The 15,359-nt window shown below is 31.0% G+C and carries 8 protein-coding genes; all 8 read left to right on the top strand.

The features are described 5' to 3' along the window. Positions 1 to 230 precede the first annotated feature (230 nt). The 8 genes from Q0776_RS05280 to Q0776_RS05315 all read left to right on the top strand — a co-directional run bounded on the left by Q0776_RS05280 (position 231) and on the right by Q0776_RS05315 (position 15,355). Complete coding sequence (locus tag Q0776_RS05280; RefSeq protein WP_298365763.1) at positions 231 to 2,180, top strand: T9SS type A sorting domain-containing protein; 1,950 nt, start codon at positions 231 to 233, stop codon at positions 2,178 to 2,180. A 7-nt stretch (positions 2,181 to 2,187) separates the two neighbouring features. Further along, positions 2,188 to 5,031, top strand: coding sequence for a hypothetical protein (locus tag Q0776_RS05285; RefSeq protein WP_298365765.1), 2,844 nt, complete (start codon positions 2,188 to 2,190; stop codon positions 5,029 to 5,031). Positions 5,032 to 5,037: 6 nt separating this feature from the next. Then, positions 5,038 to 7,875, top strand: coding sequence for a hypothetical protein (locus Q0776_RS05290; protein WP_298365767.1), 2,838 nt, complete (start codon positions 5,038 to 5,040; stop codon positions 7,873 to 7,875). A gap of 154 nt (positions 7,876 to 8,029) precedes the next feature. Then, the gene (locus Q0776_RS05295) at positions 8,030 to 9,493 is read left to right on the top strand and encodes a sulfatase (protein ID WP_298365769.1); all 1,464 of its coding nucleotides are present in this window, start codon (positions 8,030 to 8,032) and stop codon (positions 9,491 to 9,493) included. 24 nt (positions 9,494 to 9,517) lie between these two features. Beyond that, positions 9,518 to 11,335: a right-handed parallel beta-helix repeat-containing protein gene (locus tag Q0776_RS05300; RefSeq protein WP_298365771.1), complete on the top strand. Its 1,818-nt coding sequence runs from the start codon at positions 9,518 to 9,520 to the stop codon at positions 11,333 to 11,335. Further along, positions 11,335 to 12,882: a sialate O-acetylesterase gene (locus Q0776_RS05305; RefSeq protein WP_298365772.1), complete on the top strand. Its 1,548-nt coding sequence runs from the start codon at positions 11,335 to 11,337 to the stop codon at positions 12,880 to 12,882. Before Q0776_RS05300 ends, Q0776_RS05305 begins: the two co-directional genes overlap by 1 nt. Positions 12,883 to 12,898: 16 nt before the next feature. Beyond that, complete coding sequence (locus Q0776_RS05310) at positions 12,899 to 14,281, top strand: sialate O-acetylesterase (RefSeq protein WP_298365773.1); 1,383 nt, start codon at positions 12,899 to 12,901, stop codon at positions 14,279 to 14,281. An 84-nt stretch (positions 14,282 to 14,365) separates the two neighbouring features. After that, positions 14,366 to 15,355 carry a ThuA domain-containing protein gene (locus Q0776_RS05315; RefSeq protein WP_298365774.1) on the top strand — a complete coding sequence of 330 codons (990 nt, stop codon included), beginning with the start codon at positions 14,366 to 14,368 and terminating at the stop codon, positions 15,353 to 15,355. Positions 15,356 to 15,359 lie beyond the last annotated feature (4 nt).

Consider the following 15,359-nt stretch of genomic DNA (forward strand, 5'->3'; position numbering starts at 1 on the left):
TATTTTTGAACTTCATAAAATTTAAATGCTTTTATGTTTAGATAAAAGTGATTATTTAGTTAATATTAGATTTACATATTATTTTGTTTGATTAATATGTTATAAAAAAGGAAGTTTCTAACTTCCTTTTTTTCATTTTTACCCACACATACACTAAATAAATTGGCACATACAAAGCATTTTTAAAAGAGTTGTTATTTTATAAAATAATATACAAGTCGAATTTTAAAATGAAGCATAATAAAAATTTAATTGGAATATTAATTGCAATGCTTTTTAGTGTACAGTTAATAGTCGCTCAAATTAATGATGATGAAACTAATTTTTATACTGAAGTTTCTAATGCGAACTTTGATAAAAATTTAATTTCGGATTATGGAGTTGATAATGATTTTTCGACAGATGATAGTGTAAAATTTCAACAGGCAGTTGACGAAATTTCTTCAAATGGGGGAGGAACGTTAATTGTAGAAAAAGGAAATTATTCGTTGTCGGATATTTTTCTAAAATCGAATGTTCATATTGTAATTGATAGCGAAGCGGTTATTCGTCCAAGTTTCAGAAATAATCAAAAGAATTACAGCATTTTTAAATTGGGAAGTGGAACAGGTCCAATTGAAAATGTAAGTATTCGAGGCGAAAACGGAACTAGAGTTAACATTGATTTAACCCAAAATAACAACCCAAATGTGTCTGTTTTTAATTGTGGAAATGTATTTAACTTTATGATTGCAAATTTCGTTGTGGAAGATGATTACACCAAATTTTCAGTTGTAACAATGGGAGGTGATTTTTATAATGATGTTTATGCTTTTCCAAAAAATGGTATCGTAAAAAATATTCACAATTTAAATGCTCATTATGGATATGGAGTTGTGCAAACACAATCTGCATCTAATATTTTGTTTAAAGATTTACATGGTTTAGGAGGTGCTACTTTACGAATGGAAACAGGATTTACAGGGTTAAATAATTTACAAGTTGTTGGAGAACCAAGAGTTGGAGGAATAGATAAATTAGTTGGTAGAAACATTTCTTGTACAAATGGAAATAGTGCAGTTATGATTTCTCCTCATGCAATGCATAATGGTTCGGTTGATGTTGAAGGTGTTGTTTCTAATGGAGCGGGTTTTGCAGTGAGAGTTGAAGGTGGTTTTGTTTCAAATAAATATGATCAAACAATAGGATTGATAGATGGAACATTTGAATCTGTTAGAATAAAGGATGTGAAAGCTACTTTTGGAAATCAAGCCGAATTAAAATCTAAGCACTTTGGATATTATCCTTCTGAAATAGAAGATCCAACTGCAAAAAGTTCATATGACAGTGATATTTACATTGGTCCATCAATAGCAGCCGTTTTAAATGATGCAAATTATCAATGTAATAAAGGTAAATCGTCAATAATAATTGAAGATCCTATTGAAGCTATTGGATTTGAATTTCAAGAACCCATAATTCCTGAAGAGTTTGTGAATTATGATTGCAGTTCTTATGAGTCTATTGATAATTTTTCAATGGAAATTAAAGGAGAAACTTGTGTAAATAAAAATAATGGTTCTTTAGTAATTAAAACAAAGACCGAAGAGAATTACATATTGAATTTTAACAATAAAGAGTATAATTTCACAAAAGAATTTAAGCTGGAAAATATAACCCCAGGAAATTATTTAGCTTGTATAATAGTTAAAAATAAAGATTTTGAACAATGTTTTAACATACAAATAGATGAAGTACCAGAAATTTCGGGAAAATCTTCATCTTCATTTAGCAAAACAGCTATTGAAATTTTTAATGGTACAAAACCTTTTAGTGTTTTTGTAAACGGAAAAGAAGAATTTAAGACTTATTCAAATAACATAGAAATCAATTCAAAAAACGGAGATTTAATTGAGGTTAAATCGGCCAAAGAATGTGAAGGGGTATTTTCAGAAAAAATAAAAGGAGATTATTTTGTAAGTATTTACCCTAATCCTGCATCAAGTTTTATAACTGTTATAAGTGCAGAAATTATAAAAAAAATTGAACTGTTTTCCAGTTCAGGAACATTGGTTAAAAAATTTTCAAAAAGTAATACAAATAACGTTGATGTTGATATTTCTAGTTTAAATGAAGGGTTTTATTTTTTAAAAATGACTCTTGGAGAAAAGGTAATCACCAAAAAAATTATTATTCAATAACTACCAAATGAAATCAAAAAAAACTTTTTTAAAAATTCAGCTACTTTTAATATCTGTTGGTGTATTGAGTGCAATTCAGTATAATCTGCCTGCGCAAACGAAAAAAACTAATTTAAACAAAGAGATTATTAGCATAGAAACAGGTTATACAATTTCAAAAGTTAGAACTGTTCAAAACACCGACGAATCATATATAATTGGTTCCAGCTATGAAGGTACAGTATTAGGTGTCTCACATATTGGTGAAGTATTGTGGGAGAATAAACTTTCAGGATTTATGAACCACGATTTATGGTGCGAAGATATTACGGGTAATGGTATTGATGAAATTTTAGTTGCAAACGCAAACGGAACTGTTTACTGTTTAAATAATAACGGAGAGTTACTCTGGAAATTTAAACAAAATGATGCTCCAATGTATTCGGTATGTACTATTAAAAAAGGAAATGAGAATTATGTGGTTTGTGGCGGATATGATAAAAGTATCTACTATTTAAATTCAAAAGGAAAACAAATAAAAGAAATTTCGTCTTATAATTATTCTGTTCAAAGTCCTTGGCAACCATATCCAAAGGCAATTCCAGATAGTACTTGTCATATTCCTAATTTTATTAGAAAAGTTAAAAAGGCAAATGGTAAAGAAATTTTAGCAGTACACGGTGTTATTCATACTATGGCTTTGCAGGCCAGAGGCTCGGTGTATTTATTTAATCCTTTAGAGAATAAACCATATAAAATTCTAAAATTAGAAGGTAAAAGACCTTTAGGTGAATTACGTGTAATAGATTCTAATAACGATGGGAATGAAGAATTAATTGCAGGAAGCACAGGAATGGTTCATACTGCAAGTTTACTTAAAGTGGATTTGGATAACGAAAAACAACACCAATTTGATATTAATGCTATAAAAAATGGAATTGATAAATTTGGATATCGAATAGCTCAACCAGAAGTGATTTCAGACAATGGAGAGCGAAAATATTTTGTGTTATTTGGTGCAAGAGTTTTATTGGTGCCTTTAGATTTCAACTTGAATAATACAGAGGTTTTAGCAGCTAAGTACTCGTTTAATGATATGTGGAAGGATGAAAAAACTGGAAATATAGTATTGGCAAGTGCTCAAAGCGGCGGAAGCTGTATTCATATAATTAATACTGAAAATAAAAATTGGAAAACAGCTTATAGTAATCTAGAACCTAAAGGAAAAATTGCTAAGATTTTAAAGAATTCAAAATCACTTCGCACTAACTTAAAGAAGTATAAAGCTTCAAATAATGAGCGAAAGCCTTTACCTGTTTATTTTATGTCTGAAAACATACCAAGTACAGTAAAAAGTTTGGTTGAAGATATAAAAACAAATTATTCGAGCCCTGTGTTTTTAAATGGAGCAGGTTCTGATAAAGAAAAATGGGATAGGTCTGGGATTTTAAATGAAAGATATAAAAAGAGGCGAGATGGAAGAATGAAATACATTTTAAGTCAGGATGAAATATTGGCTAAAATACTTCCAAAGTATAAAAATGCTCAAGGAATATCTTATTGGGGTGGACATGGTAATGATCCGTATATGTATCAATTAAGTACAAATAAAAAAATATTAGATGGTGCTAACGGAAAAAAAACGGTTCAGATTTTTCCGGAGTTAGAAGATCATTCAGATAATTTTGCCTATGTAATGGAAGATTATTTTTACCCATTAGCAGCACATGCAAAGAAAAAAAACGGACAAATTTATGTGCGAACAAAACATTCATTTTGGCAAGCAAATGTGTATTTACCAATGTGGTCTCGTTTGCTTTCAGGTGAATTTTCAAATGTTTTTGTTCCTTCAATGGAAGAAACTACTGATAAATCTATGGAGTTAAGTTTAGCTTCTAGATTAGGTATTTGGACAAGTGGAGCAACAGACAGTTGGGGTTCACGTTGCGCAAGAGATAATACGAGTTATGATAGATTAAGACAGCATTCTCACCAAATGTTACCAAACCATTTTTTACGTACAATGGTGTATCAAATTTCATATGGTGCGCAGTATTTACATAATTTTCCAGTAGATCAAGAGTACATGAGTTTGCTTTGGGAGCTTATTGCAAAAGGAGCTTTATACGTTCCAAAGAGATCAGAAATTGTGAGTTTTTCTCCAATACATTTAAGTATGCTTTCACCAAATGAACATTTTTTGGAGGAAAGTAGCAATACCAAATGGACTACTTTTTACAATCAAAACTTTGAAGAAAACAATCCTTTTGTTTTTAGTAGATTAAACGGATCTTGGCCTGGAGCAGCAGTAACAGAATGGGATTTTTCCAACTATGCTGCAGGTGTAAAAGATAGAAGATTGAACTTTTTAGCTCCATATAAAAATGGAATGGTGTTAATTACTCCTCCGCAAGAAGGTGTTTTTGCTGATGTTGATGCTCCTCGTGGGAAGCTAACAGATCATTTGCATCCTATGTATAAAAATATAATGAAAGAGTATTTAACCGATGGGAAAGACTATTTCTCAAAAGATGGAAAGGATAAATTTCCTCCAGATACCTATTATAAAACAGTTGAAAATAGTATAAAAGAAAATGCAAAGCTATTGCCAATTACTGTTGAAGGTGATGTTGCTTGGGTAGTTGCCCAAACTTCACCAAAACATTTACGATTAACCATTATTGATAATGGCTATTTAAATCCAAATAATAGGGTAGCAAACGTAACTTTTAATAACATTAAGCCTAAAAAAATAGTTGATATTTTAAATGGCAAGAATTTTGAAATAAATAAAACAAAACAAGTAAACATTAACATTCCTTGTGGAATGTTCAGATTTATAGATATAGAATTAGATAAACCTCTCGAATAATATTTTATGAAAAAATACAGTTACTTAGTGTTTTTGATGTTTTTTACATCAATTTTAAATGCAAATACTTTTAATTTTAAAAGTGAATTAATTGCAGATCCAGCAATTGTTAGCATTGAAACTGACTTTACAATTTTAAAAGTTAGAACAGCCCAAAATAAAGGGAAATCTTATATAGTTGCCTCTAGTTATGAGGGAACTGTTTTAGGAGTTAATTATAAAGGAAAAGTGCTTTGGAAGAATAAACTCTCAGGTTTTACAAATCATGATATTTATATAAGAGATTTAGACAATGATGGTAATGATGAAATTTTAGCAGCAAATGCAGACGGAACTATTTATTGTTTAAATTCAAAAGGAAAATTATTATGGAAGTTTTCAATAAACTCTGCTCCTATGTTTGCGGTTTCTGCAATAAAAAAGGATGATAAAATGTATGTTGTTGCTGGAGGTTTTGATACAAATATTTACTATTTAACTGCCAAAGGTGAATTCTTGAAAAAAATAGATTTTAGAACATTTTCTATAGAAAAGACTCGAAAATTTAAAGGTAAAAGAGTGCCAGAAGGAAATGAAAGTATGTCAAACTTTATCAGAACTATTAAAAAACCTGATGGTAAAGAAACACTAGTTGCTTTAGGTACCAATAATCATATGCAAAATGTTGGAACTTTATATTTTTTTAATCCTTTAGATGATCTTCCTTTTAAGACAAAAGCTATTAAAAGAAATAAATCAACAAAGGAAAAATTCAAATTAAGGCCAATTGGCGATTTAAAGATTGTTGATTATGATAATGATGGTTTTCAAGAAGTAGTTTTAGGGGCTTCTGCGCACGTTCAGGATATGGTTGTATCAACGTTTAACACTAAAAACGACCAATTTTCTTTTAATAAAATAACAAAAATATCATTTGGTTATGATATTAGTCAAACTGAAGTTGTGAGCCAAAATGGGAAAAACATGTATTTTACAAGAGCCGGAAGTAAAATACATTTGTATGAACCAGGTGCATCTGAAAAAGATTTGGAAAGAATTGTAGGTAAATATGCATACAATGACATCTGTAAAATACCAAATACAAATAAGGTTGCTTTTGCAAGTAGCCAAAGTGGAGGAAGTGCTATTCATATTATAGATTTAGACAATCCAAAATGGAAGAAAAGTTTTAAAAATTTAGTCCCAAAAGGGAAAATTACTACAATTCTTAAAAATACAAATGAGATTAAAGCCAATCTTAAAAAATATACAAAACCTGTATCGGAAAACAAATCTCAAAAAGTATATTTGATGACAGAAAAAATACCTAGTAATTTAGAAAGTCTTAAAAATAATTTATTTTATAAATATCAAAATCCATATTTTTTGAACTCTTTAAATATGAAAAATGTTGAGAATTGGGATAGATCTAATGTGCCAAATGAAAAATATAAAAACTCTAGAGATAGAAGAAAAAGGTACACGTTAACAAGTGATGAGGCATACAATCAAATAACAGGGAAGTTAAAAGATGCTCCTGGAATTGCTTATTGGGCAGGTCATGGAAATGATCCTTATATGTTCAATATAAATACTACAAAAAAAGTGCTTGATAAAGCAAATAGCGAAAATAAAAAAACAGTATTAATTTATCCAGAGATGGAAGATCATACTGAAAACGCTATGTATTTAGTAAATGATTTAGCATACCCATTAGCTGAATATGCAAAAACTAGAAACGGAAATATTTTTTTAAGAAACAAACACAATGCTTGGTTGGGAACTTGTTATTTAGAGCCTTGGAAAAGATTAATGTCAGGAGAATTTGCAGATGTTTTTGTGCCGTCAATGGAAGAAACTACCGATAAATCTATGGAATTAAGTTTAGCAGGTCGTTTAGGGTTATGGTCTAGTGGGGTTGTAAATAATTGGGGTACAAGAGCTGTTCCAGATAATACAGCATTTGATAGATCTAGGCAATTAGGTTACCAAAGATTGCCAAATCATTTTTTAAGAATGTTGATTTTTCATACTTCTTATGGAGCACAATTCATCAATAATTTTTCTATAGATCAGGAGTATATGAGTGTTTATTGGGAATTGATTGCAAAAGGTGCATTGTATGTTCCAGAAAGAAATGAGATTTTAAGTTTTTCCACTATTCATATAAGTATGAAAGACCCAGATCCACATTTTATAGACGATGGTTCAAACGTAAAATGGAGCGTTTTTTATAATGAAGAGTTTGAAAATAATAATCCTTTTGTATTAAGTAGATTAAACGGTACTTGGCCAGGAGCACCAGTAACAGACTGGGATTTTTCTAAATACGCTGCAGGTGTTAAAGAAAGAAGATTGAACTTTTTAGCACCTTACCAAAATGGATTGGTGTTAATTACACCACCTCAACAAGGTGTTTTTGCTCAAAAAGATGCGGTTAGAGGAAAGTTATCGAACAATTTACATCCTTTATATAAAAACATTATGAAGGAGTACATAACTGATGGACGTAATTATTATTCAGCTGATGGAAAACAAACTTTTAAAGCTGATGAGTATTACAAAGTAATTGAAAATGATATTAAACAATCAGCCAAAAAATTACCAATTACTGTAAGTGGCGATGTTGCTTGGGTAGTTGCTCAAACATCGCCAAATAATTTACGCTTAACCTTAATAGATAATGGTTATGTAAACCCTGAAAAAAGCGAGGCTATTGTAAAATTCAACACAATAACGCCAGTTAAAATTAAAGATATTTTAAGTGGCGAAGAATTTCAACAAACAAAAGCTTCAACAACAATAAATATTCCTTTAGGAGGATTTAGATTTATAGATGTTGAATTAAAAAATGAATTAAAATAAAAGGTAAAAAATAGTTTACTAAGGCTAAAATTGAGAAAGTAAATAATTAGGAGAGTTTATACCTTGTGAAATATTTATTTGAATTAATTATTAGACTATAGAAAAGTGTTTGATTATTTTTGAATGAAATCAGAATTGATAAAAAAAAATAAAAATGTTAAAAACAATACAAGCTTTATTAGTAGTTACGGTACTAGTGTTTACTAGTTGTGCTGAAAAAAAGGCACCAGAGCAAGTAGTTAAAAAACAAAACCAACCAAATATTATTCTTTTTGTGGCCGATGATCACGGTACAGATGCTTTAGGTTGTTATGGAAATGAGGTTATTAAAACTCCAAATCTAGATCAATTAGCAGCTGAAGGAACAATTTTTAAAAATGCATATTGTACAAGTGCAAGTTGCGCAGCTAGTAGATCGGTAATTTTATCAGGTAAATTTGGTCATGCAACAGGTTCTTATGGTCACGTTCATGATTATCATCACTTTAGTACATTTGATAACGTAAAATCATTGCCAATATTATTGGAAGAAGATGGTTATGAAACTGCTCGAATTGGTAAATACCATGTTGCCCCAGAAACAGTATATCATTTCAATACAGTTTTAGAAGCCGACCCAAGAAATACAGTTGAAATGGCCGAAAAATGCGGAAATGTTTTAAATTCAGACAAACCATTCTTTTTATATTTTTGTACTGATGATCCGCATAGAGGACATCCATTTGAACCTGAGCAATGGAATGATCCAAATAGTTTTGGGAACAAAGTAGAAGGTTATAAAGGTGTTGAAACAGTTGTTTACGATCCAAAAGATGTTTTAGTGCCTAGTTTTTTACCAGACACAAAGGAAAGTAGAGAAGAAATTGCACAGTATTATCAAAGTGTTTCACGTATAGATCAAGGTTTTGGTAAGCTTATGAAAATGTTACAAGAAACAGGAAAAGCTGATAACACAATTGTTATGTATATTTCAGATAATGGAATGGCATTTCCAGGAGCAAAAACAACTGTTCATGAGCCAGGAATTAAGTTGCCTTGTATTATTAAAGACCCAACAAATTCAAATAAGGTAAGTACAAACAATGCTATGATTTCTTGGGTAGATTTAACACCTACTATTTTAGATATGGCCAAGGTTAGTTACAATGAAAAAGATTTTCACGGAAAGTCTTTCAAAAGTATTTTATCTGAAGAAAATCCAAAAGATTGGAATGAGGTATATGCATCTCATACCTTTCACGAAATTACAATGTATTATCCAATGCGTGTTGTTAGAAGTAATAATTACAAATTAATTTGGAACATTGCCTGGCGTTTAGAATATCCATTTGCATCGGATTTATGGGCTTCTTCAACTTGGCAAAGTATTTACAGAAACAATATTGAATATTATGGACCTAAAAAAGTAGATGACTATTTATTTAGACCAGAATTTGAACTATACGATTTAGATAAAGATCCGGACGAAATGAACAATTTAGCTACAGATAATGAATTTTCAGATATATTAAATTCATTAAAAGATAAATTGAAAACTTTTCAACAAAAAACAAGAGATCCTTGGCAAATTATGTGGAGCCATGATTCTTCAATGCAAGGAACAGGAGTAAACTTATAATACATTAATTATAACATATTTAAAATGAAAAATAAATTTATTGCGCTAATTTCAATATTGTTTTTAAGTATTTCAATTCAAACATACGCCTCTGAAATAATAAAAATAAAACATAAAGAAGGTGATATGACTTCGGTGGTTAGAGAGGCTATTGAAGGCTTTAAAGGCAAAGATATTAAGTTGGTTTTTGAGAAAGGAACTTATCAATTTCTTGCAGATTACGCCATGGATAAATATTGTTTTATTACAAATCATGGTAATGGATTAAAAAAAATAATTTTTAGATTTGAAGGGTTTAATTCGGTGGCAATTGATGGTAATGGTTCCGATTTTATTTTTAGCGGACAAGTAGCACCTTTTCAATTTAATAAATGTAAAAAAATTGAGGTAAAAAATGTATCAATAGATTGGGATATTCCTTTTTCTTTTCAAGGAGAAGTTGTTGCTATAAATGAAGAGGAAGGATGGAGAGATATTAAGCCTTTTACTGAAGGTTTTTCTTGGTCTTTAAACAAAGGACGAATCACTTTTCCTAATATCAATCACTTTCACTTTTCAGAAATGGGAAGCACGCTAGCGTTTGATAAAGAAACAAAGGCTGTTGCACACGGAGCTTGGGATATAAGTAGCCGACCTCGTTGGGTAGAAAAAAGACCAAACGGAATTTTAAGATTTCACGAGCCATTAAAACATTACCCAGCAATTGGAACAATATTACACTCAAAAGGACCACACGAACAAAATAGATATGCTCCTGCATTTCAGGTAACAAACTCTAGCAATGTCTTTTTTAAAAATGCGGTTGTACACCATGCACTTGGAATGGGGTTTTTGTTTGAAAGAACTTCAGATATTAATATTCTAAATTGTGGAGTTTACTTGAAAAAAGGAACAAACAGAGTGGTTTCTTCTATTGCTGACGCAACTCATTTTGCAAACTGTAAAGGTGAAATTTTAATTGAAGATTGTCGTTTCGAAAATATGTTAGATGATGGTACAAATGTACATGGAACCTACGTAAAAGTTGATAAAATAATAAATGATTATACCGTTAGGGTTGGATTAGGTCATTTTGAACAAATGGGTTTTGAGTTTGCCGGTGTAAAAGATGAGGTATGGTTTATTCACAATCCAAGCCCAAAAAGAGCAAGTAAAAATGTAGTTTCAAAAGTGAAATATGTTAATGATAAGTTTACTGATTTAACCTTCAAAAATAAAATACCTTCTAAATTGGTTGAAGGCGATATTATAGAAAACAAAACTTGGAATCCGGTATTTACAATGCGAGGAAATACAATTAGAAATCATAGAGCCAGAAATATTATTATTAAAACACCTAAGAAAATTGTGATTGAGAACAATGAGCTTTCTTCCATGATGTCTTCAATTTTATTTCGTGGAGAAACTTACTTTTGGTATGAATCTGGTGCGGTACAAGATGTTTTAATTAGGAACAATAATTTCAATTATGTGGCTTATAGTGGAGCAGAACACGCAGTAATGTATGTAACTCCGCGTTTAGCAAAATCATTTGATGTTACGGAGTTATATGATAAAAATATCCGTTTTGAAAACAATACAATTAGAACTTTTGATAGTAGAATTATTATAGCAGATAGAGTTGATGGATTGAAAATAACTGGAAATAAAATCATACAAGATAAAAGTCAAGGAGCTGCGTTATATCCAAATGCACCAATATTCGATTTAATTAATTGTAATAATGTAGAAATTTCAAAAAACACCTACGAAGGTTCAACGGAATACTCATTAAAAGTTGATAAGAAATCTTCAAGAAAATTAAAAATTAAAAGAAATAAAGGTTTTAAAAATTTGAAATAATGAAATTTTTAAAAATTGCAATACTATTTAGTGCACTAGTTATAGTTAACTGTAAAGTAGAGGGTCAAGAATCAATTAATGTTTCTAATAAGGTACAAGTAGTTTTGTTGGCAGGTCAATCTAATATGGCGGGAGCAGGAAATTATGATGAACTCGATGAGGAATTTCAAAAAAGAATCGAGAAAATTTCTAGCAGGGTTTCTTTAAGTTTTAATGGTTCAGAAGCTAAACCATTATCTTATTTCAACAATAAGCCTTCAGAAAAGTACAATTTCACCAAGCGTTTTGGGCCTGAATTATTTTTAGGCTTAACCTTAGCTGAAAAAAATCCAACAAATGAGTATTTGCTAATTAAAAGATCACAAGGTGGAACAGCTTTGTATGGTGCTTGGAGTCCTGATTGGACAGCCGAGAAAGCAAAAGCAATTGAGAAAGGTGAGTTTAAGCAAAACTTAAAGCTATATGAAATGCATATAGCAGATATTCGTAAAAACTTAAAAGAACTAGAAGCAAAAGGAAAAAGCTTTGAGATAATTGGTTTAGCTTGGATGCAAGGTGAAAATGACGCGATTTTAGAAGTATCGGCTAAAGGCTATCGAAATAATTTAAAGGCTTTAATTAAAGCATATAGAATTGAGTTTAAATCTCCTGAAATGCCATTTGTTGTAGGTCAAATAAATTCGAGATATGGAGTTGAAGGTGGTGCTGGAATGGTAAGAAAAGGCATGTTAAATGCCGTGTATCAAGATTATTATTCTGCAATAATAAAAACTTCAACAGATACTATTTGGAGCGATTTTCCAAAACATACGGATAATGTACATTATAATACAGACGGACAAAAACGATTAGGGATTGCTTTTGCAACTTCCTTTTTTAATATAGAGAAGAAGTTAAATGTAAGGCCATTTCAAGGTTTAAAGTCATTAAAGCCAGGCTCAACAATACGAATTAAGGCATTAGGTAAAACCAATATGATTTACAATGTTTATACACCTACTTCATATTCAAAAAATAAATTATCACCTATAATTATTGCATTTAGTCCAGCTGGAAACGGAGCTGGAATTTTAAATCAAATGAGAGAAAGCGCTGAGAAATTTGGTTGGATATTAGTTGGTTGTGATAAGCTTAAAAACGGAATGAAGGATGTAGCATTAGAACAAAAAATGGAAGATGAAGTAATGGATGATATTCTAAAAAATATTCCACATAATTCAAACAGAATTTATTTAGCTGGGTTTTCTGGAGGTGCTATGAGAGCTTACAGTTTAACAACCAGAAGACCTGAAACTTATGCAGGTGTAATTGCCTATGGAGGATGGCTTGGAGGTAAAGATTTTCAGGATAAAGAATATCAATCGGGTATGTATGTTGCAGTTGTAAACGGAGAAAAAGATAAAGGAGCAAACAAATGGAAAGAAATTGATTCTAAAACCTTGATAAAAAATAATTGTGAAGTAAAACATTTTTCACACGAAGGTGGACACAAAATTGCACCTCCTAAAATTACTAATGAAGTGTTAAGTTGGTTAAATACCAAATAAGAATATATTTATCATTATGAGAATTTATCATCTTTTATTGGCAATGTTTATTGTTGAATTAGCCATTGCTCAAGTTACTCCAAATGGACTTTTTAAAAGCAATATGGTATTGCAGCGCAATCAGCCAATTGCAGTTTTTGGTAAGGCAGTTTCAGAAAAATCAGTTGAAGTTATTTTTAAAAGTAAATCTTATTCTGCTGAAGTAATTGATGGGTATTGGAAAGTTTTTTTAGATGAATCGAGCGCTGGAGGACCTTTTGAATTAACTATAAAGGGAAGAAATGAAATTGTACTTTCTAATATTTTAGTCGGTGAAGTTTGGTTATGTTCTGGACAATCTAACATGGAAATGCCTTTAAAAGGCTTTATGGGACAACCAATTAACGGTAGTAATTTAGCAATTTTAAATAGTGAGAATTCTCAAATTAGATTGTTTGAAGTTCCTCGTAGAATTTCAAAAACACTTCAAAATGATTTAGAAGGTGAGTGGAAAATTTGCAGCCCAATGACGGCTTCTGAATTTAGCGCTACAGCTTATTTTTTTGGGAAAATGCTTCAGGAAAAATTAAAAGTCCCAATTGGTTTAATTGCCAGCAGTTGGGGTGGAACTCCTGCAGAAGCTTGGACTTCAAAAAAAATTACAGATAAGGAATTTCCAAATTTTGATAATTGGTATAAAAATGAGGCACAACCTCAAAAATTTCCAAATGGTTTATACAACGGGATGATAGCTCCGTTGATTCCTTATACAATTAAAGGAGCAATATGGTATCAAGGTGAATCCAATAAAGTACGAGCTAAACAATATGCTCAATTATTTCCTGCTATGGTTAACAGTTGGCGAGAAGAATGGAATCAAGGTGATTTTCCATTTTATTTTGTTCAAATTGCGCCATTAAAATGGGGAGGTGAAAGTCAGGCGCATTTGCGTGAATCTCAACTTAAATCAATGAATAAAATGACTAATACCGGAATGGCAGTTACTTTAGATGTTGGGGAGTTAGAGTGTATTCACCCGGCTGAAAAACAAAAAGTTGGTGAGAGACTAGCGCTTTGGGCATTGGCTAAAGATTATGGTTTTGAAGCTATTCAATATAGTGGTCCAGTTTATAAATCATTTAAGGTTAATAAAAACAAAGCCACTATTGAGTTCGATTATGCCCCAAATGGTGTTACAAATTTTGGAAAAGAAATGTCTGGTTTCCAAGTTGCAGGAGCAAATAAAATTTTTCATTTAGCTGAGACTAAAATAACTAAAGGTAAATTGGAAGTTTGGAGTGAAAATGTGCCAAACCCTATTGCTGTGCGTTATGGTTGGGATGCTTGGGTTAATGGCTCGTTATTTAATACGGCTGGTTTGCCTGCATCATCTTTTAGATCGGATGATTGGGAAGAATAGTTGTCAAAGTTGCAATAATTGTATTTTGAAGTAGTAAGTAAAGCTAAAGTGTTTTATCTTGCGGTATCAAAATTTAAAAAGTATATGTCATTATTAAAAAAGATAATAAAAGCTGCTGTTGTATTAATTATAACAGTAGCTTTTTTAGGTTGTAATAATTCGAAAAGCACAACTTCGGTAAAAGATAAAATTAAAGTTTTAATAGTTGATGGACAAAATAACCATGATGTTTGGCCAAAATCAACTATTATGATGAAACAATATTTAGAAGAAACAGGAATATTTTCTGTAGATGTTGCACGTTCAAATTTTTTATGGAAATCAAAAAGAGAAGCTGCATTTTTACCTTTGGCAGGAGTTGGAGAAAAGGAAGTTGTAAGTAAGGCAAAAACAGATCCAAATTTTAAACCAGATTTTGAAAAATATGCTGTTGTAGTTTCAAATTTTGGATGGCGAGCAGCAGATTGGCCAAAAGAAACACAAATAGCATTTGAAAAATATGTTGAAAATGGAGGAGGTTTTGTTTCTGTGCACGCTGCTGATAATTGTTTCCCTTCTTGGAAAGAATATAATAAAATGACAGGTCTTGGAGGTTGGGACAGAAGTGAAAAACATGGGCCATATGTTTATTATACGGAAGAAGGTAAAAGAGTTAGAGATAATTCACCAGGGAAATGTGGATCACATGGAAAAAAAGTTGAATTTCCATTAACTTTAAGAGAGCCACACCCAATAACTAAAGGAATGCCAAAGGTTTGGTTAACATCAAAAGATGAATGCTATGCAAAATTGCGAGGTCCTGCAGAAAATATGACAATTTTAGCTACAGGTAAAGATCCATCAGTAAAATCAGATAGACACGAACCAATATTAATGGTGTTGAATTATGGTAAGGGAAGAATTTTTCACACCACTCTTGGACATGATGATTATTCCTTCGAAGGAGTCGGTTTTATTACATCATTTAATAGAGGTGTTGAATGGGTGGCAACAGGTAAAGTAACTCAGCCCATTCCTAGTGATTTTCCAACTAGCGAAAAATCAATTAGTAGAAAATTCGAACTTAAAAAATAAGTAG

It is taken from the genome of uncultured Lutibacter sp., assembly GCF_947495725.1.
Lineage (GTDB): Bacteria > Bacteroidota > Bacteroidia > Flavobacteriales > Flavobacteriaceae > Lutibacter.

What these genes read in the sequence shown, in the direction of transcription:
- Q0776_RS05280 (WP_298365763.1), top strand. Translation starts at nt 231, where the DNA reads ATGAAGCATAATAAAAATTTAATTGGAATATTAATTGCAATGCTTTTT.
- Q0776_RS05285 (WP_298365765.1), top strand. Translation starts at nt 2,188, where the DNA reads ATGAAATCAAAAAAAACTTTTTTAAAAATTCAGCTACTTTTAATATCT.
- Q0776_RS05290 (WP_298365767.1), top strand. Translation starts at nt 5,038, where the DNA reads ATGAAAAAATACAGTTACTTAGTGTTTTTGATGTTTTTTACATCAATT.
- Q0776_RS05295 (WP_298365769.1), top strand. Translation starts at nt 8,030, where the DNA reads ATGTTAAAAACAATACAAGCTTTATTAGTAGTTACGGTACTAGTGTTT.
- Q0776_RS05300 (WP_298365771.1), top strand. Translation starts at nt 9,518, where the DNA reads ATGAAAAATAAATTTATTGCGCTAATTTCAATATTGTTTTTAAGTATT.
- Q0776_RS05305 (WP_298365772.1), top strand. Translation starts at nt 11,335, where the DNA reads ATGAAATTTTTAAAAATTGCAATACTATTTAGTGCACTAGTTATAGTT.
- Q0776_RS05310 (WP_298365773.1), top strand. Translation starts at nt 12,899, where the DNA reads ATGAGAATTTATCATCTTTTATTGGCAATGTTTATTGTTGAATTAGCC.
- Q0776_RS05315 (WP_298365774.1), top strand. Translation starts at nt 14,366, where the DNA reads ATGTCATTATTAAAAAAGATAATAAAAGCTGCTGTTGTATTAATTATA.